The organism is Kitasatospora sp. NPDC036755, from assembly GCF_040636595.1.
Classification (GTDB): Bacteria; Actinomycetota; Actinomycetes; order Streptomycetales; family Streptomycetaceae; genus Kitasatospora.
The window spans coordinates 1-20,617 of sequence record NZ_JBEZUT010000148.1; the positions used below are offsets into that span (position 1 = coordinate 1).

A 20,617-nucleotide genomic window follows, 5' to 3' on the forward strand; every position below is an offset into this window, starting at 1 on the left:
CCCCTCAAACGGGCCCAGCACCGCAACTGGCCACCACCACAACCCGTAGCACCCACCATCACCCCGCGTAGCACCACTTAAAGTCACCGGCATTGGGGCTAGAGGGCCTCCTGCGGGCTCCTAGAGCTCCGGGCGGATCATCCCCGCGGCCGCGGCCTGGGAGGCCGGTGCGGTGGTGCTGACGGGCTGTCCGGAGGCGCTGTGCTTGACCCACTCCGTCCAGTCGATGTTCCAGTCCCCGAAGCCGTTGCCGAAGGACTCCATCGCGCCGCCGCGGCTGTTCACCACCGTCACCAGGTCGCCCACCCGGGTGTGCTCGTAGAACCACTCGGCGTTGTCGGTGCTCATGCCCGTACAGCCGTGGCTGACGTTCTCGATGCCCTGCGCGCCGACCGACCAGGGCGCCGCGTGGACGTACTCGCCGCTCCAGGTCACCCGGGTGGCCCACTTCACGTCGAGGTCGTACGCCTCCGTGCTGCCCGCGGCTATCCCGATGGTCTCGCCGTTCATCCGGACCGACCGCTCCTGGCCCAGCACCACCTTGACGCCGTTGCGGGTGTCGAAGCCGGGCTTGCCGGTGGTGACCGGGATGCTCCGCAGCACCTCGCCGTCGCGCTTCAGGGTGAGCTCGTGGGAGGCCGCGTCGATCACCGACTCCACCCGCTCGCCGATCCGCAGCTTCAGCGAGCTGCGGTCCCCGCCGTACAGGCCGTCGGAGATCCGGCTGCCGGTGCCGTCGAAGGCCAGCGTGACGGTCGTCCCGGCCGGCCAGTAGTCCTCCGGGCGGAAGTGCAGGTTCTTGTCGTCCACCCAGTACCAGGCGCCGGTGACGGCGGGCTGGGAGCCGACGGTCAGGACCCGCTCGACCTCCTGGCGGGCCTGGGGGTCCTTCACCGCCTCGGAGAGCTCCACGGTGAGCGGCTGGCCCACCCCGTAGACGCCGCTGCCGGAGGAGTCCGGGCCGAGCTTGGCGGTGAGCAGGCGCTGGGCGTCGACGGTGCTGAAGCTCGCCGTGGTGTCGCCGCGGCCGCCCTTGCCGTCGTCGGCGGAGATCCGCACGGTGTACGCGGTGCCGGCCTTCAGCCGACCGGTGGTCTGCCAGCTGCGCTGGTCCTCGGCGAGCTTCCCGGCGACCGTCCGGCCGTCCGGGTCGACCACGGTGACGTCGGTGAGCCGGCTGTCCTGGACGGCGGTCACGGTGACCGGCTGGGAGGGGTCGGCCTTGCCCTCCGCCGAGAGGCGGACCAGCTGGGCCGCGTCGATCCGGTGCGGTCCGACGGGGCCGTCCTCCCGGGCCGTGCAGGCGGTCAGCGGGGCCAGCGCCGCGAGGGCCAGCGAGATGCCGCCGAGAGCTGCGATTCCGCGTCTGTCGGCCATGGCCGCCTCCGAAGATTTCGCACGATTGATCAGATCGTAGGAACGCCCCCGGTGAAGCGACATCCGAGGGACTTCCGCTTCACCCGCCGGAGTGACAGCCGTCGGCCAGGGGACGCAGCGGGGGCGCGCGGGGAACGCAGCAGGGCCGGCCCTCCCCTGCGGGAGGACCGGCCCTGGTGCCGGAAAGCGGGAACCCTACTGGTTCTGGTTCTCGCCCCGGTAGAACTCGAAGACCCATCCGAAGATGCCGATCATGATGATCGGAGCGGCCCAGAACATCAGCCACCAGCCGAAGATCACGCCCAGGAAGGCGAGGGCGCCACCGAGCGCCAGCGAGAGCGGCTGCCAGCTGTGCGGGGCGAAGAAGCCCAGCTCGCCGGAGTCGTCCACGACCTCGGCCTCGGGGTTGTCACCCGCGCCGCTGTCCACCCGGCGGGCGGTGAAGGCGAGGTAGTACCCGATGAACGCGCAGAGGCCGAAGGCCAGGAACAGCGCGGTGGTACCGGCGGCCTCGACGCCACGCTCCGAGTGGTTGGTCCACAGGCCGTAGGTCACGGCCATGGCCAGCACGAAGACCGACAGGCCCAGGAAGATCTTTCCCTGTTCCTTCATCAGGCGTCGCCCTCCTTGTTGCCCTTGCCCAGCTTCGGGGCGTCGTACTTCGCCGGGGTCACACCGGCGAGGTGCTTGGCCGGCTCACCGTGGTTCTCCAGGTAGTCCAGCGCGGCGATCTCCGGGTGGTGGAGGTCGAAGGCCGGGGATTCGGAGCGGATCCGCGGGAGGGTGAGGAAGTTGTGCCGCGGCGGCGGGCAGGAGGTCGCCCACTCCAGCGAGCGGCCGAAGCCCCACGGGTCGTCCACGGTGACCTTCTCGCCGTACTTGGCGGTCTTCCAGACGTTGTAGAGGAACGGCAGGATCGACAGGCCGAGCACGAAGGAGCCGATGGTCGAGACGGTGTTCAGGGTGGTGAAGCCGTCCGCGGCCAGGTAGTCGGCGTAGCGGCGGGGCATGCCCTCCGCGCCGAGCCAGTGCTGCACCAGGAAGGTGGTGTGGAAGCCGAAGAACAGCGTCCAGAAGGTGATCTTGCCGAGGCGCTCGTCCAGCATCTTGCCGGTCATCTTCGGCCACCAGAAGTGGAAGCCGGCGAACATCGCGAAGACGACGGTGCCGAAGACCACGTAGTGGAAGTGGGCGACGACGAAGTACGAGTCCGAGACGTGGAAGTCGATCGGCGGGGAGGCCAGCAGAACACCGGTCAGACCACCGAAGAGGAAGGTGACCAGGAAGCCGACCGTCCAGAGCATCGGGGTCTCGAAGCTCAGCGAGCCCTTCCACATGGTGCCGACCCAGTTGAAGAACTTCACACCGGTCGGGACCGCGATCAGGAAGGTCATGAACGAGAAGAACGGCAGCAGTACCTGTCCGGTGACGTACATGTGGTGGGCCCACACCGTCACGGACAGACCGGCGATCGCGATGGTGGCCGCGATCAGGCCGGAGTAGCCGAACATCGGCTTGCGGCTGAAGACCGGGATGATCTCCGACACGATGCCGAAGAACGGCAGCGCGATGATGTACACCTCGGGGTGGCCGAAGAACCAGAACAGGTGCTGCCAGAGCATCGCCCCGCCGTTGGCCGGGTCGAAGACGTGGGCACCGAACTTGCGGTCCGCCTCCAGGGCGAACAGCGCGGCGGCCAGCACCGGGAACGCCAGCAGGACCAGCACCGAGGTCAGCAGGACGTTCCAGACGAAGATCGACATCCGGAACATCGTCATGCCCGGGGCGCGCATGCAGATGATCGTGGTGATGAAGTTGACCGCACCGAGGATCGTGCCGAAGCCGGAGAAGGCCAGACCCATGATCCACATGTCGCCGCCGATGCCGGGCGAGTGCACGGCGTCCGACAGCGGGGAGTAGGCGAACCAGCCGAAGTCGGCGGCGCCGTTCGGGGTGACGAAGCCCGCCACCGCGATGGTCGAACCGAAGAGGTACAGCCAGTACGCGAACATGTTCAGACGCGGGAACGCCACGTCCGGAGCGCCGATCTGGAGCGGCATGATCCAGTTCGCGAAGCCGGCGAAGAGCGGCGTCGCGAACATCAGCAGCATGATCGTGCCGTGCATCGTGAACGCCTGGTTGAACTGCTCGTTCGACAGGATCTGGGTCCCGGGACGAGCCAGCTCGGCGCGCATGACCAGGGCGAGGATGCCACCGATCAGGAAGAAGGCGAACGACGTGCCCAGGTACAGCGTGCCGATCGTCTTGTGGTCAGTGGTGGTCAGCCACTTGATGATGGTCGAACCCGGCTTCCGGGTCCGCTGCGCCCCGACCGTGACGGCACCGGCGCCCCCGCCGGCCGCGGCGGGCTCGTTGAGGATGGTCACTTCTCTTCACTTCCCATGCCGATGAGGCCGGAGGGCACCCAGCCGTTCTGGCCCTTGGCGCGAAGGTCGGCCAGGTGCTTGTCGTAGTCGGCGCGGTCGACGACCTTGACGTTGAACAGCATGCGCGAGTGGTCGACGCCGCAGAGCTCGGCGCACTTGCCCATGTACTCGCCCTTGACGGTCGGGGTGACCTCGAACTTGTTCACCACGCCCGGGACGACGTCCATCTTCATCATGAAGTTGACGGGCCAGAAGTCGTGGATGACGTCACGCGAGGTGAGACGGAACTGCACCGTCTCGTTGACCGGCAGCCAGAGGGTCGGAACCTCCTTGGGCGTGCCGACGTCGTACGCGGCGTCCTTGTTGGCCGGGTCAGGGGTCTCGGTGTTCTCGTAGTTGAACGCCCAGCTCCACTGGAAGCCGACCACGTTGACGTAGTGCTGCGGCTTCTCGGAGGTGGCCGTCAGCTTCGACTCGTCGCGGGCGACGAAGTAGAAGAGGACCGAGACGATGATGATGGGGACCGCGGTGTAGAGCGCCTCGATGGGCACGTTGTACCGGGTCTGCGGGGGGATCTCCACGCCGGTGCGCTTGCGCCGGTGGAAGATCACGCTCCAGATGATCAGACCCCACATCAGTACGCCGACCACCAGCGCCGCGATCCAGGAGCCCTGCCACATCTGAAGGACCATGGGCCCTTCCTTGGTGACGGGGCTCGGGAGGCCAAGCCTGGGGAGGTCGTTGGCCGAGCAGCCGGTGGCGGTCGCGATGACGAGGCCCAGTGCCAGCGCCTGAGGCAGCTTCCGCCGCATCGTGCGCCGCGGCGAGCGGTCGGAGCCGTTGGGACTCACGTAGCGCCTTCCCGAAGTCTCGCCCGCCTTCGCGTCGCCCCGGGGAGGAGTGTGAGCCTCCCCGGCGACCCGTCCACGGGCACGGTTTGAATGCTTATGCGGGCCAAACCCTACTCCAGCCTTATGCGCTCCTGACGGGCAGCCCCCGGTAACGCGCCGCCCGGTAGCCCGATCAGGCCCGGTAGGGGCTGCGTCGCAGGTCATCGCAGGCATTCGAGGTCCGTACGCCCGATCGGGGGATGACCTCGGGCGACATCCGTGACGGCCCGTCGGGCGCGGACGAAGCGGACATTCGGGGTGATCGACTGACGGCGGGTGAGCCGCCCGACTCTACCGGTTCCCGGCCCGGGTGTGTCGTTAAATGTGACCGTGTACTTCGACGCAGCCTCGACGGCCCCCCTGCACCCCGTCGCCCGGCAGGCGCTGACCGCCGCCCTGGACGAGGGCTGGGCCGATCCGGCCCGGCTGTACCGCTCCGGCCGGCAGGCCCGGATGCTGCTGGACGCCGCCCGCGAGACGGTGGCCGCGGTGCTGGGCGCGCGGGCGGACGAGATCTCCTTCACCGCGAGCGGCACCCAGGCCGTCCAGCTCGGCCTGCTGGGCGCCCTGGCCGGGAACCGGCGGCGCGGCGGGCACTTCACCCACTCCGCGGTGGAGCACTCCAGCGTGCTGCACGTCGCCGAGCGGCACGCGGCCGGCGGGGGCGAGGTGTCGGTGGCCCCGGTGGACCGGGGCGGCCGGGTCGAGCCGGAGGCGTTCGCCGCGCTGCTGCGGCCGGACACCGCGCTGGCCGCGCTGCAGAGCGCCAACCACGAGGTCGGGACGGTGCAGCCGGTCGGCGAGGTCGCCGCGCTGTGCGCCGGGGCCGGCGTCCCGCTGCTGGTGGACGCGGCGCAGAGCGCCGGGCGGGTGGACGTCCCCGCGGGCTGGTCGCTGCTGACCGCGAGCGCCCACAAGTGGGGCGGCCCGGCCGGGGTCGGGGTGCTGGCGGTGCGCAAGGGCGTCCGGTACGCCTCCCCGCTGCCGGCCGACGAGCGCGAGGGCGGCCGGGTGCCCGGCTACGTCAACGTCCCGGCGATCGTGGCCGCGGCCGCCTCGCTGCGCGCCGTACGGGCCGAGGCCGAACAGGAGAACGCCCGGCTGCACGCGCTGGTGGAGCGGATCCGCACCAGGGTGCCGCGGCTGGTGCCCGAGGTCGAGGTGGTCGGCGACCCGGTGCGGCGGCTGCCGCACATCGTCACCTTCTCCTGCCTGTACGTGGACGGGGAGGTGCTGCTGACCGAGCTGGACCGGGCGGGCTTCGCGGTGTCCTCCGGCTCCTCCTGCACCTCGTCCACGCTGACGCCCAGCCATGTGCTGGCGGCGATGGGGGTGCTCACCGAGGGGAACGTCCGGATCTCGCTCCCGTACGGGGCGGCCGAGGCCGACGTGGAGCGCTTCCTGGCGGTGCTGCCGGACCTGGTGGCCGGGGTCCGGGCGCCGCTCGGGCTGGACCTGCCGGCGCCGGGGGCGCCCGCCACGGAGTCCTCGCTGGTCATCGACGCGCTGGGCAAGCGCTGCCCGCTGCCGGTGATCGAGCTGGCGAAGCGGATCGGCGAGGTGCCGCCCGGCGGCACGGTCGCCGTGCTGGCGGACGACGAGGCGGCCCGGTTGGACATCCCGGCCTGGTGCGGGATGCGCGGGCAGGAGTACGCGGGCGAGGCCCCGGCCGCCGAGTACGGCGGCGACCGGGGCTCGGCCTACCTCGTGGTGCGCCGCTCCTGAACGGAGCGGCGCGGGACGGGGCGGACTACTTGACCAGGCGGGCGCTGATCTCGGTGGCCGCCTCGGCGCCGTAGGCCTCCTCGAAGCGCTTCAGGAAGGAGGCCGGGCGCAGCTCGTACTCCTGGGTGCCGACGGTCTCGATCACCAGGGTGGCGAGCATGCAGCCGAGCTGGGCGGCGCGCTCCAGGTCGAGGTCCCAGGACAGGCCCGCCAGGAAGCCGGCCCGGAAGGCGTCGCCGACGCCGGTCGGGTCGACCTTCGACTCCTCCTTGGCGCAGCCGACCAGGATCGGGGCCTCGCCCTTGCGCTCGATCCGGACGCCCTTGCTGCCCAGGGTGGTGACCCGGGTGCCGACGCGGGTGAGCAGCTCCTCGGAGCCCCAGCCGGTCTTGGTCTCGATCAGGGCGGCCTCGTACTCGTTGGTGAAGAGGTACGCGGCGCCGTCGACGATCTCGCGGATGTCCTCGCCCTCCAGGCGGGCCAGCTGCTGGGACGGGTCGGCGGCGAAGGCGTAGCCGCGGGTGCGGCACTCCTGGGTGTGGCGCACCATGCCCTGCGGGTCGTCGGCGCCGATCAGGACGAGGTCCAGGCCGCCGACGCGGTCGGCGATCGGCTTCAGCTCGATGTTGCGGGCCTCGGCCATGGCGCCGGTGTAGAACGACGCGATCTGGTTGTGGTCCTCGTCCGTGGTGCACATGAAGCGCGCGGTGTGGCGGGTCTCGGAGATGTGGACGGAGTCGCAGTCCACGCCGTTGCGCTCCAGCCAGCTGCGGTACTCCGCGAAGTCCGCGCCGGCGGCGCCGACCAGGATCGGGCTCAGGCCGAGCACGCCCATGCCGAAGGCGATGTTCGGCGCGACGCCGCCGCGGCGGATGTCCAGGGCGTCGACCAGGAAGGACAGCGACACGGTGTGCAACTGCTCGGCGACGAGCTGGTCGGCGAACCGACCGGGGAACGTCATCAGGTGGTCGGTGGCGATCGAGCCGGCGACGGCGATACGCACGGGAGGTCTCCTCAGGATGGCTGCGGGGCCAGCGGGCAGGCGGGGACGAACCCACCCACGGTACCCGGCCCCGGGGAGCCCCCAGCAAGGGTGCCGCAAGTTGCCGCCGCCCCTCGGCCATGGTGACACCCTTCGCCCTCGATTGTGTACTACCTCCCGGTAGCACTGGTGGGCGGCCGGAGCCCTGCCTAGGGTCGGCCGTGGAGGGCCCGTCGCGCGGGCCCCGTCGCCGACCGCGGCAGTGTGGCCGCGGCTCTGGATCGGAGCGGTGCCCCATGACGACCGACCCCTGTGCCCCGCCCGCCCCGCGGGCCGAGGACGCCGAGACGCTCGACGCCCTGGTGGACTCCTCCCGGCGGCTGCGCCGGTTCTGGCCGCAGGTCGCGGCCGGTCCGCAGCCCGCCGCCCCCGTGCCGACCGGCGTCCGGGTCTCCTCCGGGGCGCGGCGGGTGGTCGCCGGAATGGCCGAGTACGGCTTCTGATCCCGCGCCGGACGGGATCGGACCGGATCCCGCCGGTGGTGGATCCGGATCCGACCGGTACGGAACCGGATCCGACCGGAGCACGTCACATCCGCGCGGAGCGGCCGAGCGGGCGGCCCCGCTGAGCCCTCGGGAGGATGTGCAGATGGATCTGGAGACGATGCCCCGGCGCGGTCGGCGGACGGCGACCCTGGCGGGTCTGGCCCTGGCGGTGGTGGTGACGGTGGCCGGCTGCGACGGGGGCGCCAAGCCCGCCTCGGACGCGGCGGCGAGCGGTGCGGCCGCCGCCTCGGCCTCGGCGAGCGCCTCCCCGCAGGCCCCGGCGGACTCCGCGAGCCCGGCCCCGGCGGCTCCGTCGGGGAGCCCCTCCGATGCCGGGCAGCCGGCCCAGCCGCCGACCGGCTGGGCGCCCACCCCGGCCTCGCCCGCGCCCGGGCAGCCGGCCCCGGCCACTCCCCCGGGCAACGGGATCGCGGCGGGCGAGCCGAACCCGAACGGTTCCGGCGCGCCCGTCCGCCCGCCGGTCGGCTACCGGGTGGACGGCACCACCAAGCTGACCGTCTACTTCTTCGGCGGGGTCTGCACCACGTACGCGCTGAAGGCGGACGAGTCGCAGCCGGGCCGGGTGGACGTGCTGGTCGTGCCGGGCAAGCCGACCGTCCAGCCGGGGCAGGTGTGCAACGCGCTGGCCAAGCGGCAGTCGGTGTCCACCGACCTGCGCTCGCCGCTGGCCGGACGGACCGTCGTCGACCGGACGAGCGGCCAGGAGGTTCCGGTGGAGGGCGACCCGCACATCGGGCCGGACCCGGTCGCCCCGGACATCGCCGGGCAGTAGGCGCGCCACGGGCGGAGGCGACAACGGAAAGGCGGCCCCGGGGTGACCCCGGGGCCGCCTTTCCGCAGCGGGCCTAGCTGAACGAGTCGCCGCAGGCGCAGGAGCCGGTGGCGTTCGGGTTGTCGATGGTGAAGCCCTGCTTCTCGATGGTGTCGACGAAGTCGACGGTGGCGCCGCCCAGGTACGGGGCGCTCATCCGGTCGGTGACGACCTTGACACCGTTGAAGTCCTTGATCACGTCGCCGTCGAGCGAGCGCTCGTCGAAGAACAGCTGGTAACGCAGGCCGGAGCAGCCACCGGGCTGGACGGCGACGCGCAGCGCGAGGTCCTCGCGGCCCTCCTGCTCCAGCAGGGCCTTGACCTTGGCCGCGGCGGCCTCGGTGAGGAGGATGCCACTCTCGACGGTGGTCTCGTCCTGGACGGTCATCTGCTTTCTCCCGGTCTTGACGACGGTCTGCCGCCAGTGCCAACCAACGGCCGTCCGGTTTCATTTCCCGGACGGCGATGGATTTCTGTGGTCTGTTCGCGGCTGGATTTCCGTGGGCCGGGTGGGCCACCCGCGTCCCCTACGTTCCCCATGCTCGCACACCCCCGGAGGGAGGGTCACCGCCCGAGGGCTGGATCCGGGTGAACCGGCCCCGCGGCGGCCCGCGGGACGACAGGATGGTCCTCATGATCCTTCGCCCGGTCAGGGACACCGCCGCGGACGCGGAGGTCGTCCGGGAACTCGCCGACGCCGCGTTCGCCGGTGCCGGCCCGGCCGGTGCCACCCCGTCCGGTGCCGCGCCGGGGCCGTCGCCCCTGCGGCTGGCCCGGACCAGGCACCTGGCGCGCACCGACCCCGGGGGCTGCTGGCTGGCCACGGTCGACGGCGAGCCGGTCGGGGCGGTGCTGTCGATCCGGCGGGAGGGCCTGTGGGCGCCCTCGCTGTACGCCGTCCGGCCGTCCGCACAGGGCAAGGGGGTCGGGCGGCTGCTGCTGGAACAGGCGGCCACGCACTCCCGGGGCTGCCTGCGCGGGATGGTCTGCGCCGCGGACTCCCCGGCCGCGGCCCGTCGCTACCGGCTGGCCGGGTTCACCCTGCACCCGGCGATGCGGCTGACCGGGCGGGTGGACCGGGACGGGCTGCTCGATCCCGGGGACGTCCCGGTGCACCCGGGCAACGCCGGCCATCTGCACCTGCTGGACTCGGTGGACCGGCGGCTGCGCGGGTCCGCGCACGGGCCGGACCACGCGCTGATGCTGGGCCACTTCGAGGAGCTGCTGATCGCCGACTCGCTGGTCGGCAGCGGCTACTGCTACCGGGACGGCGGCGTGGTGCGGCTGCTCGCGGCCACCAGCAAGCGGATCGCCGCCCGGCTGCTGCGCGAGGCGCTGGCCCGGGTGCCGGAGGGGGTCGAGGCGCGGGTGGAGCACCTGACCGCGGAGCAGGAGTGGGCCCTGGACGTCGGTCTGGAGGTCGGGCTGACGCCGCGGGCCGGCGGGTTCGTCGGGGTGCGCGGGATGCGGCCGCCGGCGCCGTACCTGCCGAGCGGGGCCTTCCTGTGAGGCGCCCGGGCACGCGGGTGGGTGCGCGGGTGCGCGGGCACGCGTACGGCCCCGCCGGAGTGCCGACGGGGCCGTGACGGAGGCGGGATCAGGCCATGGTGTCCAGGATCTCCCGGACCATCTCCATGGTGGTGCCCGGGTGCAGGAAGGCGAAGCGGGCGACCGTCTCGCCGTCCCAGCCGGTGGGGGTGACGAAGCCGATCTGGTCCGCGAGCAGCTGCTGCGACCAGCGGTAGTAGTCGTCGTTCGTCCAGCCGGTGCGCTTGAAGCAGACCGCCGAGAGCTGCGGGTCGAACAGCAGCTCCAGGTGCTCGCTGTCACGGATCAGCTGCGCGGTCTCCCGGGCCAGGGTGAGACCGGCCTCGATGGCGTCGGTGTAGGCCTGGACGCCGTGCACGGCCAGCGAGAACCAGAGCGGCAGGCCGCGGGCGCGCCGGGTCAGGTGGTAGGCGTAGTCGGTGGGGTTCCACTCGTCGCCCTCGGTGTGCAGGACGTCCAGGTAGGAGGCGTCCTGGGTGTGCACGGCGCGGGCGAGCTGCGGGTTGCGGTAGATCAGCGCGGCGCAGTCGAAGGGGGCGAACAGCCACTTGTGCGGGTCGACCACGAAGGAGTCGGCGAGCTCGATGCCGTCGTAGCGCTCGCGCACCGAGGGGGCGAACAGGCCCGCGCCGCCGTAGGCGCCGTCCACGTGGAACCAGAGGCCGCGCTCGCGGGCGACCTCGCCCAGGCCCTTGAGGTCGTCGACGATGCCCTCGTTGGTGGTGCCGGCGGTGCCGACGACGGCGATCACCGTCTCCGGGTTCGGGTCGGCGGCCAGCGCGGCGCGCAGCGCCTCGCCGGTGAAGCGGCGGTTCACGGTCGGGACCTTGAAGGCCTCGACGCCGATGATGTTGAAGGTGTTCTTGACCGAGGAGTGCACCTGGTCGGCGACGGCGATCCGCAGCCGGGCCTCCGGCTTGCCCTCGGCCGCGAGCCGGCGGCGGGCGGTGTCGCGGGCGACGACCAGGGCGGAGAGGTTGCCGGCCGAGCCGCCGGAGACGAAGCAGCCGCCGGCCGACTGCGGGAGGCCCGCGCGGTCGGCGATCAGGCGCAGCACCTGGTTCTCGGCGGCGATCGCGCCGGCCGCCTCCAGCCAGGAGATGCCCTGCAGGGAGGCGCAGGAGACGACCATGTCGAACAGCAGCGCGGCCTTGGTGGGGGCGCACGGGATGAAGGACAGGTAGCGCGGGCTGTCGGCGGAGATGACCGCCCGGGACAGCTCGTGGTCGTACAGCTTGAGCACGTCGACCGGGTTGTTGCCGTCCTGGTTCAGCAGGCCGGCCAGCTGGGTGCGCAGGTGCTCACCGTCGCCGGGGTGGTCGAGCGGGACGGGGTCGTACTGCAGCCGCTCCCGCATGTAGTCGAAGACCAGGTCGACCAGGTCGTTGTCGGGCCGGTGCATGCGGTCGGGTGCTGCGGACACTGCGGTCCCTCTCGGCGTGGGGTGTCGGGGGGCGCCCGGTCGGCGGGACGCTTCACCGCGACGGCCGGACGTGATCAGCGTAGGCAGCGCGGGTGCCTCACCGCGCGTCGGAACGCGGCTGGTCAGGCAGGTTTCGAGCGTCTTGGGGAGGGTCCGCGCAGGATTCCTGCGTACCGCCCCGGAGCCCTCAGCCGATGAGCTGGGAGAGCACCACCGAGGAGCGGCTGCGCTGCACGCCGGGCTCGCGCCGGATGCGCTCGATGACGGCCTCCAGGTGGCGCATGTCGGCGGCCCGCAGGTGCACCAGGGCGTCCGGGTCGCCGGTGACCGTCCAGGCGGCGATCACCTCGGGGAACTGCCGCAGGCTGGCGAGGATCTCCTCGGGGGCGGTGCGCTCGCGGCAGTAGACCTCGACGAAGGCCTCGGTCTGCCAGCCCAGCACGGAGGGGTCGAGCACCACGGTGAAGCCCCGCACCACGCCGCGCGCCCGCAGCCGGTCGATCCGCCGGCGCACGGCGGTGGCGGAGAGGTTCACCTGCAGGCCGATCTCGGAGTACGAGGCTCGGCCGTCGCTGCCGAGCCGGGCGAGCAGGAGCCGGTCGGTCTCGTCCAGGTCGGCCCCGACCACCTCGTGCGCTCGGCTGCTGGTCATGGGTGAGGGGCTCCACGGGTCGTACGGGGGTCGGCGGGGCGCTCCGGCGGCGGCTGCCACTGCCGAAACGGTTCTTCACCATTCTGGCGGATGACCTGGACGAGTTCACCGCCGACGGATGACGGGCGGGAGGCCGTCACGGGACGAGCAGCACGATCTTCCCCCGGGTGCGGCCCTCGGCGCTGAGCGCCTGGGCGGAGGCGGCCTGGGCCAGTGGGAAGGTGGAGGCCACGGTGACGGTGAGCCGGCCGTCGTCGGCGAGCGCGGCCAGCTCGGCGAGGTCGCCGGCGTCCGGACGGACCCAGACGTAGTGGCCGCCGAGCGCCTTGACCCCGAAGTCGGCGACCGAGGCGATCCGGCCGGGATCCGCCACCAGGTCCGCCGAGACCCGGACGGCGCCGTGGCCGACCAGGTCGAGGGCCGCGTCCACCCCGTCGGGGGCGAGCGCGCGGACCCGGTCGGCCAGGCCCTCGCCGTACACCACCGGCTCGGCGCCGAGGCCGCGCAGGAAGTCGTGGTTGCGCTCGGCCGCGGTGCCGATCACCCGGGCGCCGGCGGCCCGGGCCAGCTGCACCGCGAGGTGGCCGACCCCGCCCGCGGCGGCGTGCACCAGGACGGTCTCCCCCTCGGCGAGGCGCAGCGCCCGCAGGCCCTGCAGGGCGGTGAGCCCGGCCAGCGGCAGGCCGCCGGACTGCGCCCAGTCCAGCGCGGCCGGTTTGCGGGCCAGGGTGCGGACCGGGGCGGACACCAGCTCGGCGTAGGTGCCGTGCTCGACGGCGTCCTTGCGGACGTAGCCGTACACCTCGTCGCCCGGGGCGAACTCGGTGACCCCGCCGCCGACCGCGCGGACCACGCCGGCCGCGTCCCAGCCCATGACCAGCGGGAAGTGCGCGTCGAGGATGCCGTCCAGGGCGCCGTCCCGGACCTTCCAGTCCACCGGGTTCACCCCGGCCGCCCTGACCTCGACCAGCACGGAGTCGGGCCCGACCTTGGGGTCGGGCAGGTCGGTGTACTCGACCACCTCGGGGCCGCCGTAGCGGTTGATCGCGATTGCTTTCATGGGCTCAGCCATACCCGAAGGCTTCGAAGTATCGATTCGGCCACGCCCGGAAGCATCCGATTCGACGAGCGGTTCTCGTCACATCGACAGGATGGCCATCGTCACTCTGACGCTAAGCGACTAGAATAGATCGCGTCAGTTAGACGAAAAGGCCCCACCGCTAGCTCGGCCGCACAGAAGGGCACCCGCCCGTGACCACCACCATCACCGAGACCCACGGCGTCGACCCCACTCCGACCCCGCTCGCTCTGCTGCTGCTCGGCCGCGAGGCCGACCCGAACAGCGAGCGCGGCGTCGAGTGCCCCGGTGACCTCCCCCCGGCCTCCGACCCGAACCTCGTCGAGCGCGCCCGCGCCGCCAAGGCCGCGCTCGGCGACCGCGTCTTCATCCTCGGCCACCACTACCAGCGCGACGAGGTGATCGAGTTCGCCGACGTCACCGGCGACTCCTTCAAGCTCGCCCGCGACGCGGCGGCCCGCCCCGAGGCCGAGTACATCGTCTTCTGCGGCGTGCACTTCATGGCCGAGTCCGCGGACATCCTCACCAGCGAGCGTCAGCAGGTCGTCCTGCCGGACCTCGCGGCCGGCTGCTCGATGGCCGACATGGCCACCGCCGAGCAGGTCGCCGAGTGCTGGGACGCGCTCACCGACGCCGGCATAGCCGACGTGACCGTCCCGGTCTCGTACATGAACTCCTCCGCCGACATCAAGGCCTTCACCGGTCGGCACGGCGGCCTCATCTGCACCTCCTCCAACGCCAAGCGCGCCCTGGAGTGGGCCTTCGAGCAGGGAGAGAAGGTGCTCTTCCTGCCCGACCAGCACCTGGGCCGCAACACCGCGGTGCGGGACATGGGCCTCTCCCCGGACGACTGCGTCGTCTACAACCCGCACAAGCCGAACGGCGGCCTGACCGCCGAGCAGCTGCGGGACGCGAAGATGATCCTCTGGCGCGGCCACTGCTCGGTGCACGGCCGGTTCAGCCTGGACTCGGTGAACGACGTCCGCGAGCGGGTCCCCGGCGTGACCGTCCTGGTGCACCCCGAGTGCAAGCACGAGGTCGTCGCGGCCGCCGACATGGTGGGCTCGACCGAGTACATCATCAAGGCGCTGGACGCCGCCGAGCCCGGCTCCAAGTGGGCCATCGGCACCGAACTGAACCTGGTCCGCCGACTGGCCAAGGCGCACCCGGACAAGGAGATCGTCTTCCTCGACCGGACGGTCTGCTTCTGCTCGACCATGAACCGGATCGACCTGCCGCACCTGGTCTGGGCGCTGGAGTCGCTGGTCGAGGGCCGGGTGCCGAACGTGATCACCGTCGACCCGGAGACCGAGAAGCACGCCAAGGCGGCGCTGGACCGGATGCTGGCCCTGCCGTAGCCCCGCCGCGGCCCGGCCGACGACAGTCGAAGGGCGGGCCCCCTCCCACCGGAGGGGGCCCGCCCTTTCGTCTGGCAGCAGCCGCAGGTGCTACTCGGGGAAGCCCGGGATCACGCCCTCGCCATCGGCCATCAGCAACTCGCGGACCTCGTCGATCGTCGCGTCGGCGCTCGGCAGGATCAGCTCGGACGGTTCCAGCGAATCCAGCGGCAGCGGGGTGCCGTACTGCTTCACCGCGTCGATGAGCTTGCCGTAGGCCTGGCGGAAGAGCGTCTCGTCCCCCGACTCCACTGCGGTGACGAGCTCGGCGTCGAGCTCGTTGAGCAGGTTCAGGTGGTCCTCGCCCACCTCGTACTGCCCTTCACCCATGACCCTCATGATCATGCCGTGCGTCTCCCTGGTTCGTGGGGTCGAGCTCAGATCACTTGTTGTAGTTGATGCGCGGAGTGTCCTGCTGCGGCTGCGGCTGGACGTCCTGCCTGCCCTGCTCGATCGCGGCGGGGCCGGCCGAGGAGGGACCGGACAGCTCGGCCTTCATCCGGGCCAGCTCCAGCTCGACGTCGGAACCGCCGGCCACACGCTCCAGCTCGGCCTCGATGTCGTCCTTGCGGCCGAGACCGCTCGCGTCGTCGAGCGCGCCGGAGGCGAGCAGCTCGTCGATGGCACCGGCCCGGGCCTGCATCTGGGCCGTCTTGTCCTCGGCGCGCTGGATCGCCAGGCCGACGTCGCCCATCTCCTCCGAGATCCCGGAGAAGGACTCGGCGATGCGGGTCTGCGCCTGGGCGGCCGTGTACGTCGCCTTGATGGTCTCCTTCTTGGTGCGGAAGGCGTCCACCTTGGCCTGAAGTCGCTGGGAGGCGAGCGTGAGCTTCTCCTCCTCGGCCTGGAGCTGCTGGTACTGCGTCTCCAGGTCGTTGATCTGCGACTGCATGTTGGCCTTGCGGGTCAACGCCTCGCGGGCGAGGTCCTCACGACCGAGCGACAGCGCCTTGCGGCCCTGGTCCTCGTACTTCGCCGACTGCTGCTGGAGCTGGGTCAGCTGGAGTTCGAGGCGCTTGCGCGAGGTCGCGACGTCCGCGACACCACGCCGTACCTTCTGCAGCAGCTCGAGCTGCTTCTGGTAGGAGTAGTCGAGCGTTTCACGCGGATCCTCCGCCCGGTCCAAGGCCTTGTTCGCCTTGGAGCGGAAGATCAGCCCCATACGCTTCATGATTCCGTCGCTCATGGGCCTCGGGTGCCCCCTTCTCCGGCCTGCGGTCTCTATCTCGTTACCAGACACGACGAGTGTATGTGCAGCGAGCCCGTCGCCGCAGTGCACCTGCCTGCAACAAGACTGCTACACCGACCATGGCGTTTCCTCCTCCCCCGGGTGGATCCGCCTCTCATACCCCCCATCGTCCATCCGACTGATCCCCTACGGGAAGGCCCGGGGAAACGCGAGTCGGACGGCGACCTGGCGGTATCGATATGCGTTTGGGTCCGAGGGCACCCGTGGAACCCGCGTCGCACCCCGTAGGCTGGTGGTGTGTTCCGACGCCGTTCAGATGATGCCGCCGCCTCCGCCACCGTGCTGGAGAAGCAGGACGAGACGACCCAGGCCCGCGACCCGCAGGCCAAGAAGGGCCGCCCCACCCCCAAGCGCAGTGAGGCCGAGGCCAACCGGCGTACCCGGGTGACCGTGCCCAAGGACCGCAAGGAGGCCGCCCGCCAGGGGCGCGAGCGGATGCGCGCCGAGCGCGAGAAGCAGCGCCAGGCCCTGATGAGCGGCGACGAGCGCCACCTGCCGGCCCGCGACAAGGGCCCGGTGCGCAAGTTCGCCCGTGACTACGTGGACTCCCGCTGGTCGCTCGCCGAGTTCTTCCTCCCGGCCGCCGTCGTCATCCTGGTGCTCAGCATCGTCAAGGTGCCGACGATCCAGCTGCTCTCCACCCTGCTGTTCCTGCTGTTCTTCGTGTTCGTGATCGTGGACTTCGTCCGCCTCGGCCTCGGCCTGCGCAAGCAGCTCGCCGAGCGCTTCGCCGGGCAGAACACCCGCGGCGCCGTCGCGTACGGCATCATGCGCACCCTCCAGATGCGCCGGCTGCGCCTGCCCAAGCCGCAGGTGCGGCGCGGGGAGAAGCCCTGACCGCCGAACCGGTCGACTCCGGCTGGGCCCCGCCTTCCTGGGAGGGGCCCGGCCTCTACGCACTTCCCGGAGCGCCACCCGGAGAGGGGGGCGCGTTTCCGGGGCAGGGCGACGGCGGCCACGACCGCATCGCCCAGGAACGCCGGCTGCCCTCGCGCAGCGGGTCCTTCGCGGGCGGCACCGGTGTCTGGCCGGCCCGGCTCGGCGGACTGCGCAACTTCGTCCGCCAGGAGCTCGTCTCCCGGCAGCTCGCCGAGCAGCTGTCCGGCCGCAGCGCCCAGCGCGTCCTCGACATCGGCTGCGGGCAGGGCACCCAGGCCCTGCGGCTGGCCAGGGCCGGCCACTACGTCACCGGGATCGACTCGGACCCGGTCGCGCTCGGCGTCGCCCAGGAGGCGCTCTGCGAGGAGCCGCCGGAGGTCCGCGGCCGGATGCAGCTGCTCAGCGGCGACGGCCACCAGTGCGGGCGCTGGTTCGGCCCGCGCAGCTTCGACGTGGTGGTCTGCCACGGCGTGCTGACGTACCTGCCCGACCCGGACCCGATGATCGCCTCGCTGGCCCGGCTGCTGGCGCCCGGCGGACTGCTCTCGCTGCTGGTCCGCAACCGGGACGCGCTCGCCCTGCGGCCGGCCGCCGCCGGGGACTGGCGGGCCGCCCTGCACGCCTTCGAGAGCGACCGGTACTACAACCGGCTCGGCCTGCCCGCGCGGGCCGACCGCCTCTCCGACCTCACCGTCACCCTCTCCGAGGTGTCGGTGCCGCTGCGGCACTGGTACGGCGTGCGGGTCTTCACCGACAACGCGCCGGACGACGCGGCCCCGCCGGTGGACGGACGGCAACTGGCCCAGCTCCTGGAAGCCGAGGACCGGGCCGGCCGCACCGACCCGTACCGGCAGGTCGCCGCGCTCCTGCACGTGATCGGGGCGAAGTAGGCCGGACGAGGTGGAGCAGAAGCCCCGCCCCGGCCGGCCGACGCCTCGGGCCTACTCCTCGCCCAGGCTCATCGCGTAGACGACCCGGTCGTCCTCCAGCAGCACCGCGGTGTCGACACCGTCCTCCGCGAGCTGCTTCCAGGTCTCCCCGATCCAGGTCTCGGCGTCCCCCTGGCCGGCGAACTCCTCCTGGCTGCCCCCGGGCGTCACCGCGCTGCCGTCCGCCTTCTCGTACCGCCACGTCCAGACCATGCCGGCTCCTCCCACTGACCACGCTGCCTGTGTTGCTGCGCACCATAGCCTGCCCGGCCCGATCTTCCGTATGCCTGATCCGGCAGGATGGGCGGCATGGCGACCCCCTCCGAGCCCACCGGTCCCCCGCTGCCCCGCACCCTGCTGCTCGGCGGCGCCCGCTCCGGCAAGTCCACCCGCGCCGAGCAGCTGCTCGCCGGCCACCCGGACGTCCTGTACGTGGCCACCGGCGGCACCCGGGACGGCGACACCGAGTGGGCCCAGCGGGTCGCACTGCACCGGGAGCGCCGGCCCACGAGCTGGCGCACCGCCGAGACCTGCGACCTGGAGGCCGTGCTGGCCGACCCCACCGACCCGGCACCGGTGCTGGTCGACTGCCTCGCCCTGTGGCTGACCGCCGTGATGGACGAGTGCGGCGCCTGGGACGACGAGGTCTGGGCGGACGGCGGGGAGACCGCCGTGCAGCGCCGCTGCGAGGCCCTGGCGCGGGCCTGGGCGGCCACCGGACGGACGGCCGTCGCGGTGAGCAACGAGGTCGGCATGGGCGTCGTCCCGGCCACCGCCGCGGGCCGCCGCTTCCGCGACACCCTGGGCCGGCTCAACATGGCGGTGGCGGACGCCTCGGAGCGGGTCCTGCTGGTGGTGGCCGGCCAGGCGCTCACCATCAAGCCGGACGTCAAGCCAGCCTCAAACTGAACACCTTCGGCGTGTAGCCTTCCGGACGATGGACACGACCGTGGATCTCGATACGTTCTCCTCGCTCGTCGAGCGCCCCGACGAGAGCGCCCGGCGGGCCGCCGACGAGCGCTGGCAGGCGGCCGACCGGCCGCGCGGCGGGCTCGGCCGGCTGGAGGAGCTGGGCAGCTGGCTGGCCTCCGTACAGGGCCGCTCGCCGGTGCTGCCCGTCTCCTCCCCCAAGGTGCTGCTGTTCGCCGCCGACCACGGCGTGGCGGCGCTCGGGGTCTCCCGGATGCCCGCCAGGGGCGGCACCGCGGCCCGGGTGCGGGCCGTGCTCGACGGCAGCGCGCCGGTGTCCCGGCTGGCCGCGCGCTACGGCGCCGGGGTGCGGGTCGTCGACGTCGCGGTCGACGCGGACCCGGCCGACTTCCCGGACGAGGTGGTCGCCCACCGGATCCGGCGCGGCTCCGGGCGGATCGACGTCGAGGACGCGCTCACCGCGCAGGAGACCGTCCGGGCGTTCCGGGCCGGCATGGCCGTCGCCGACGAGGAGGCCGACGCCGGCACCGACCTGGTGCTGCTCGGCGACCTCGGGGTCGGGGCCACCACGGTGGCCGGCGTGCTGGTCGGCGCGCTGTGCGGGACGGACGCGGCGGCGGTCACCGGACGCGGCTCCGGGATCGACGACCGGGTGTGGATGGTCAAGTGCGCCGCCATCCGGGACTCGCTGCGGCGGGCCCGGCCGGTGCTCGGCGACCAGCTGGCGCTGCTCGGCGCCACCGGCGGGGCCGACTTCGCAGCGATCACCGGTTTCCTGCTCCAGGCGGCCGTCCGACGGCTGCCGGTGGTGCTGGACGGCGTGGTCTCGGCGGCCTGCGCGCTGGTCGCCCAGCGGATCGCCTTCCGGGCGCCGGAGTGGTGGCGGGCCGGGCAGTCCAGCGGCGAGCCGGCCCAGGCTAAGGCGTACGACCGGCTGACCCTGACACCGCTGCAGGACCAGGGAATCACCATGGGCGAGGGCGTCGGCGCGCTGCTGGCGCTGCCGCTGCTCCAGGCCGCGGGGGACGTGCTCGCCGACGAGGCGCCGAAGCCGTTCGTCCCCGCGCCGCCGAGCGCCCCCAAGGAGCAGCCGAGGCTGCCCTCGGCGGCGGACCTGCTGCGCAAGCTGTAGCAACGGCGGGGCCCGCCCCACCGGGTGACCGCACGACGACCCGAAGAACGCCCCCGCCGGCCACGGCCCGGGGCGTTCTTGCTGTGAGAGGAGGACACCCATGGCCGACCGCGACGATCGGGCGACCTGGGCCGACGGCCTGCGGTTCGGGTTCGGCACGCTGTCCGTGCTGCGGGTGCGGGTGGAGCGGTGGGACCGGGCCGCGGCGGCCCGGGCGATGGTGACGGCTCCCGCGGTCGGGCTGGTGCTCGGGGCGGCGGCGGCCGCGGCCGGGGCCCTGGTGGCCTGGCGCGCGGGCGGTCTCCTCGGCGCGGTGGCCGCGGTGGCGGTGCTCGCCGGGCTGACCCGGGGACTGCACCTGGACGGCCTGGCGGACGTCGCCGACGGGTTGGGCAGCGGGAAGCCCGCCGAGGACGCCCTGCGCATCATGAAGCAGTCCGACATCGGTCCGTTCGGCGTACTGACCCTGGTCCTCGTCCTGCTCGCCCAGGTGGCCGCGCTGGCCGGACAGTTCGGCCACTCCCCGCTGCGCGGCGCACTCGCGGTGCTCGCCTCCGCGACGGCCGCCCGGCAACCCGACCTGCCTCTTCACCGACCCCGAGTTCAAGCAGCTGAACCCGGAGACGGCGGCCAACGGGATCCACTGGCCGACGAGCTGCGGC

Annotated in this window: 22 protein-coding genes; 10 read left to right on the plus strand and 12 right to left on the minus strand. The window is 72.5% G+C overall.

What is annotated here, in order from left to right; genetic code table 11:
• Positions 1-120: 120 nt before the first annotated feature.
• From AB0E96_RS22210 to coxB, 4 genes are all read right to left on the minus strand, one after another.
• Positions 121-1,377 carry an Ig-like domain-containing protein gene (locus tag AB0E96_RS22210; RefSeq protein WP_359826319.1) on the minus strand — a complete coding sequence of 419 codons (1,257 nt, stop codon included), beginning with the start codon at positions 1,375-1,377 and terminating at the stop codon, positions 121-123.
• 195 nt (positions 1,378-1,572) lie between these two features.
• Positions 1,573-1,989, minus strand: a complete 417-nt coding sequence (locus AB0E96_RS22215) for a cytochrome c oxidase subunit 4 (protein WP_359826321.1) — start codon at positions 1,987-1,989, stop codon at positions 1,573-1,575.
• Positions 1,989-3,674, minus strand: coding sequence for a cytochrome c oxidase subunit I (gene ctaD, locus AB0E96_RS22220; protein WP_359826370.1), 1,686 nt, complete (start codon positions 3,672-3,674; stop codon positions 1,989-1,991). Before ctaD ends, AB0E96_RS22215 begins: the two co-directional genes overlap by 1 nt.
• Before the next feature lie 86 nt (positions 3,675-3,760).
• Positions 3,761-4,615, minus strand: a complete 855-nt coding sequence (coxB, locus tag AB0E96_RS22225) for a cytochrome c oxidase subunit II (RefSeq protein ID WP_359826324.1) — start codon at positions 4,613-4,615, stop codon at positions 3,761-3,763.
• Positions 4,616-4,984: 369 nt separating this feature from the next.
• On the opposite strand from coxB, the gene AB0E96_RS22230 reads away from it, so the two are divergent.
• Positions 4,985-6,379, plus strand: a complete 1,395-nt coding sequence (locus tag AB0E96_RS22230; protein WP_359826326.1) for an aminotransferase class V-fold PLP-dependent enzyme — start codon at positions 4,985-4,987, stop codon at positions 6,377-6,379.
• A gap of 25 nt (positions 6,380-6,404) precedes the next feature.
• On the opposite strand, the gene AB0E96_RS22235 is transcribed toward AB0E96_RS22230, so the two are convergent.
• On the minus strand, positions 6,405-7,382 hold the full coding sequence (locus tag AB0E96_RS22235) for a carbohydrate kinase family protein (protein WP_359826328.1): 978 nt from the start codon (positions 7,380-7,382) through the stop codon (positions 6,405-6,407).
• A 275-nt stretch (positions 7,383-7,657) separates the two neighbouring features.
• Between AB0E96_RS22235 and AB0E96_RS22240 the strand changes: the two genes are divergently transcribed.
• On the plus strand, positions 7,658-7,864 hold the full coding sequence (locus AB0E96_RS22240; RefSeq protein ID WP_359826330.1) for a hypothetical protein: 207 nt from the start codon (positions 7,658-7,660) through the stop codon (positions 7,862-7,864).
• Between the two features lie 145 nt (positions 7,865-8,009).
• Positions 8,010-8,699: a hypothetical protein gene (locus AB0E96_RS22245; RefSeq protein ID WP_359826333.1), complete on the plus strand. Its 690-nt coding sequence runs from the start codon at positions 8,010-8,012 to the stop codon at positions 8,697-8,699.
• 73 nt (positions 8,700-8,772) lie between these two features.
• Here AB0E96_RS22245 and erpA read toward each other — a convergent pair whose 3' ends face one another.
• Positions 8,773-9,126 (minus strand): iron-sulfur cluster insertion protein ErpA, encoded by a 354-nt coding sequence (gene erpA, locus AB0E96_RS22250; protein WP_359826336.1) that lies wholly within the window; start codon positions 9,124-9,126, stop codon positions 8,773-8,775.
• A 245-nt stretch (positions 9,127-9,371) separates the two neighbouring features.
• On the opposite strand from erpA, the gene AB0E96_RS22255 reads away from it, so the two are divergent.
• The gene (locus tag AB0E96_RS22255; protein ID WP_359826339.1) at positions 9,372-10,247 is read left to right on the plus strand and encodes a GNAT family N-acetyltransferase; all 876 of its coding nucleotides are present in this window, start codon (positions 9,372-9,374) and stop codon (positions 10,245-10,247) included.
• An 88-nt stretch (positions 10,248-10,335) separates the two neighbouring features.
• Here AB0E96_RS22255 and AB0E96_RS22260 read toward each other — a convergent pair whose 3' ends face one another.
• From AB0E96_RS22260 to AB0E96_RS22270, 3 genes are all read right to left on the minus strand, one after another.
• Positions 10,336-11,709 (minus strand): pyridoxal-dependent decarboxylase, encoded by a 1,374-nt coding sequence (locus AB0E96_RS22260; RefSeq protein ID WP_359826340.1) that lies wholly within the window; start codon positions 11,707-11,709, stop codon positions 10,336-10,338.
• Positions 11,710-11,896: 187 nt separating this feature from the next.
• The gene (locus AB0E96_RS22265) at positions 11,897-12,361 is read right to left on the minus strand and encodes an Lrp/AsnC family transcriptional regulator (RefSeq protein ID WP_359826343.1); all 465 of its coding nucleotides are present in this window, start codon (positions 12,359-12,361) and stop codon (positions 11,897-11,899) included.
• A 136-nt stretch (positions 12,362-12,497) separates the two neighbouring features.
• Positions 12,498-13,421 carry an NADP-dependent oxidoreductase gene (locus AB0E96_RS22270; protein WP_359826345.1) on the minus strand — a complete coding sequence of 308 codons (924 nt, stop codon included), beginning with the start codon at positions 13,419-13,421 and terminating at the stop codon, positions 12,498-12,500.
• 191 nt (positions 13,422-13,612) lie between these two features.
• Here AB0E96_RS22270 and nadA point away from each other — a divergent pair, with 191 nt between their 5' ends.
• Complete coding sequence (gene nadA / locus AB0E96_RS22275) at positions 13,613-14,797, plus strand: quinolinate synthase NadA (RefSeq protein ID WP_359826348.1); 1,185 nt, start codon at positions 13,613-13,615, stop codon at positions 14,795-14,797.
• A gap of 90 nt (positions 14,798-14,887) precedes the next feature.
• Here the strand turns inward: nadA and AB0E96_RS22280 are convergent, their stop codons facing one another.
• Positions 14,888-15,181, minus strand: a complete 294-nt coding sequence (locus tag AB0E96_RS22280) for a hypothetical protein (RefSeq protein WP_359826351.1) — start codon at positions 15,179-15,181, stop codon at positions 14,888-14,890.
• A 37-nt stretch (positions 15,182-15,218) separates the two neighbouring features.
• Entirely contained in the window at positions 15,219-16,022 is an 804-nt protein-coding gene (locus AB0E96_RS22285; RefSeq protein ID WP_359826354.1) for a PspA/IM30 family protein, read from the minus strand.
• A 300-nt stretch (positions 16,023-16,322) separates the two neighbouring features.
• Here AB0E96_RS22285 and AB0E96_RS22290 point away from each other — a divergent pair, with 300 nt between their 5' ends.
• Positions 16,323-16,922 (plus strand): DUF3043 domain-containing protein, encoded by a 600-nt coding sequence (locus AB0E96_RS22290; RefSeq protein ID WP_359826357.1) that lies wholly within the window; start codon positions 16,323-16,325, stop codon positions 16,920-16,922.
• A 209-nt stretch (positions 16,923-17,131) separates the two neighbouring features.
• Positions 17,132-17,854, plus strand: a complete 723-nt coding sequence (locus AB0E96_RS22295; RefSeq protein ID WP_359826373.1) for a methyltransferase domain-containing protein — start codon at positions 17,132-17,134, stop codon at positions 17,852-17,854.
• A 51-nt stretch (positions 17,855-17,905) separates the two neighbouring features.
• Here AB0E96_RS22295 and AB0E96_RS22300 read toward each other — a convergent pair whose 3' ends face one another.
• Complete coding sequence (locus AB0E96_RS22300) at positions 17,906-18,106, minus strand: hypothetical protein (protein ID WP_359826359.1); 201 nt, start codon at positions 18,104-18,106, stop codon at positions 17,906-17,908.
• Positions 18,107-18,202: 96 nt separating this feature from the next.
• Between AB0E96_RS22300 and cobU the strand changes: the two genes are divergently transcribed.
• The 3 genes from cobU to AB0E96_RS22315 form a co-directional block, all read left to right on the plus strand.
• Complete coding sequence (gene cobU / locus AB0E96_RS22305; protein ID WP_359826361.1) at positions 18,203-18,802, plus strand: bifunctional adenosylcobinamide kinase/adenosylcobinamide-phosphate guanylyltransferase; 600 nt, start codon at positions 18,203-18,205, stop codon at positions 18,800-18,802.
• 28 nt (positions 18,803-18,830) lie between these two features.
• Entirely contained in the window at positions 18,831-19,955 is a 1,125-nt protein-coding gene (locus tag AB0E96_RS22310) for a nicotinate-nucleotide--dimethylbenzimidazole phosphoribosyltransferase (protein WP_359826364.1), read from the plus strand.
• Between the two features lie 100 nt (positions 19,956-20,055).
• Positions 20,056-20,617, plus strand: a 562-nt coding sequence (locus tag AB0E96_RS22315) for an adenosylcobinamide-GDP ribazoletransferase (RefSeq protein WP_359826367.1), incomplete at its 3' end; no start/stop codon positions are given.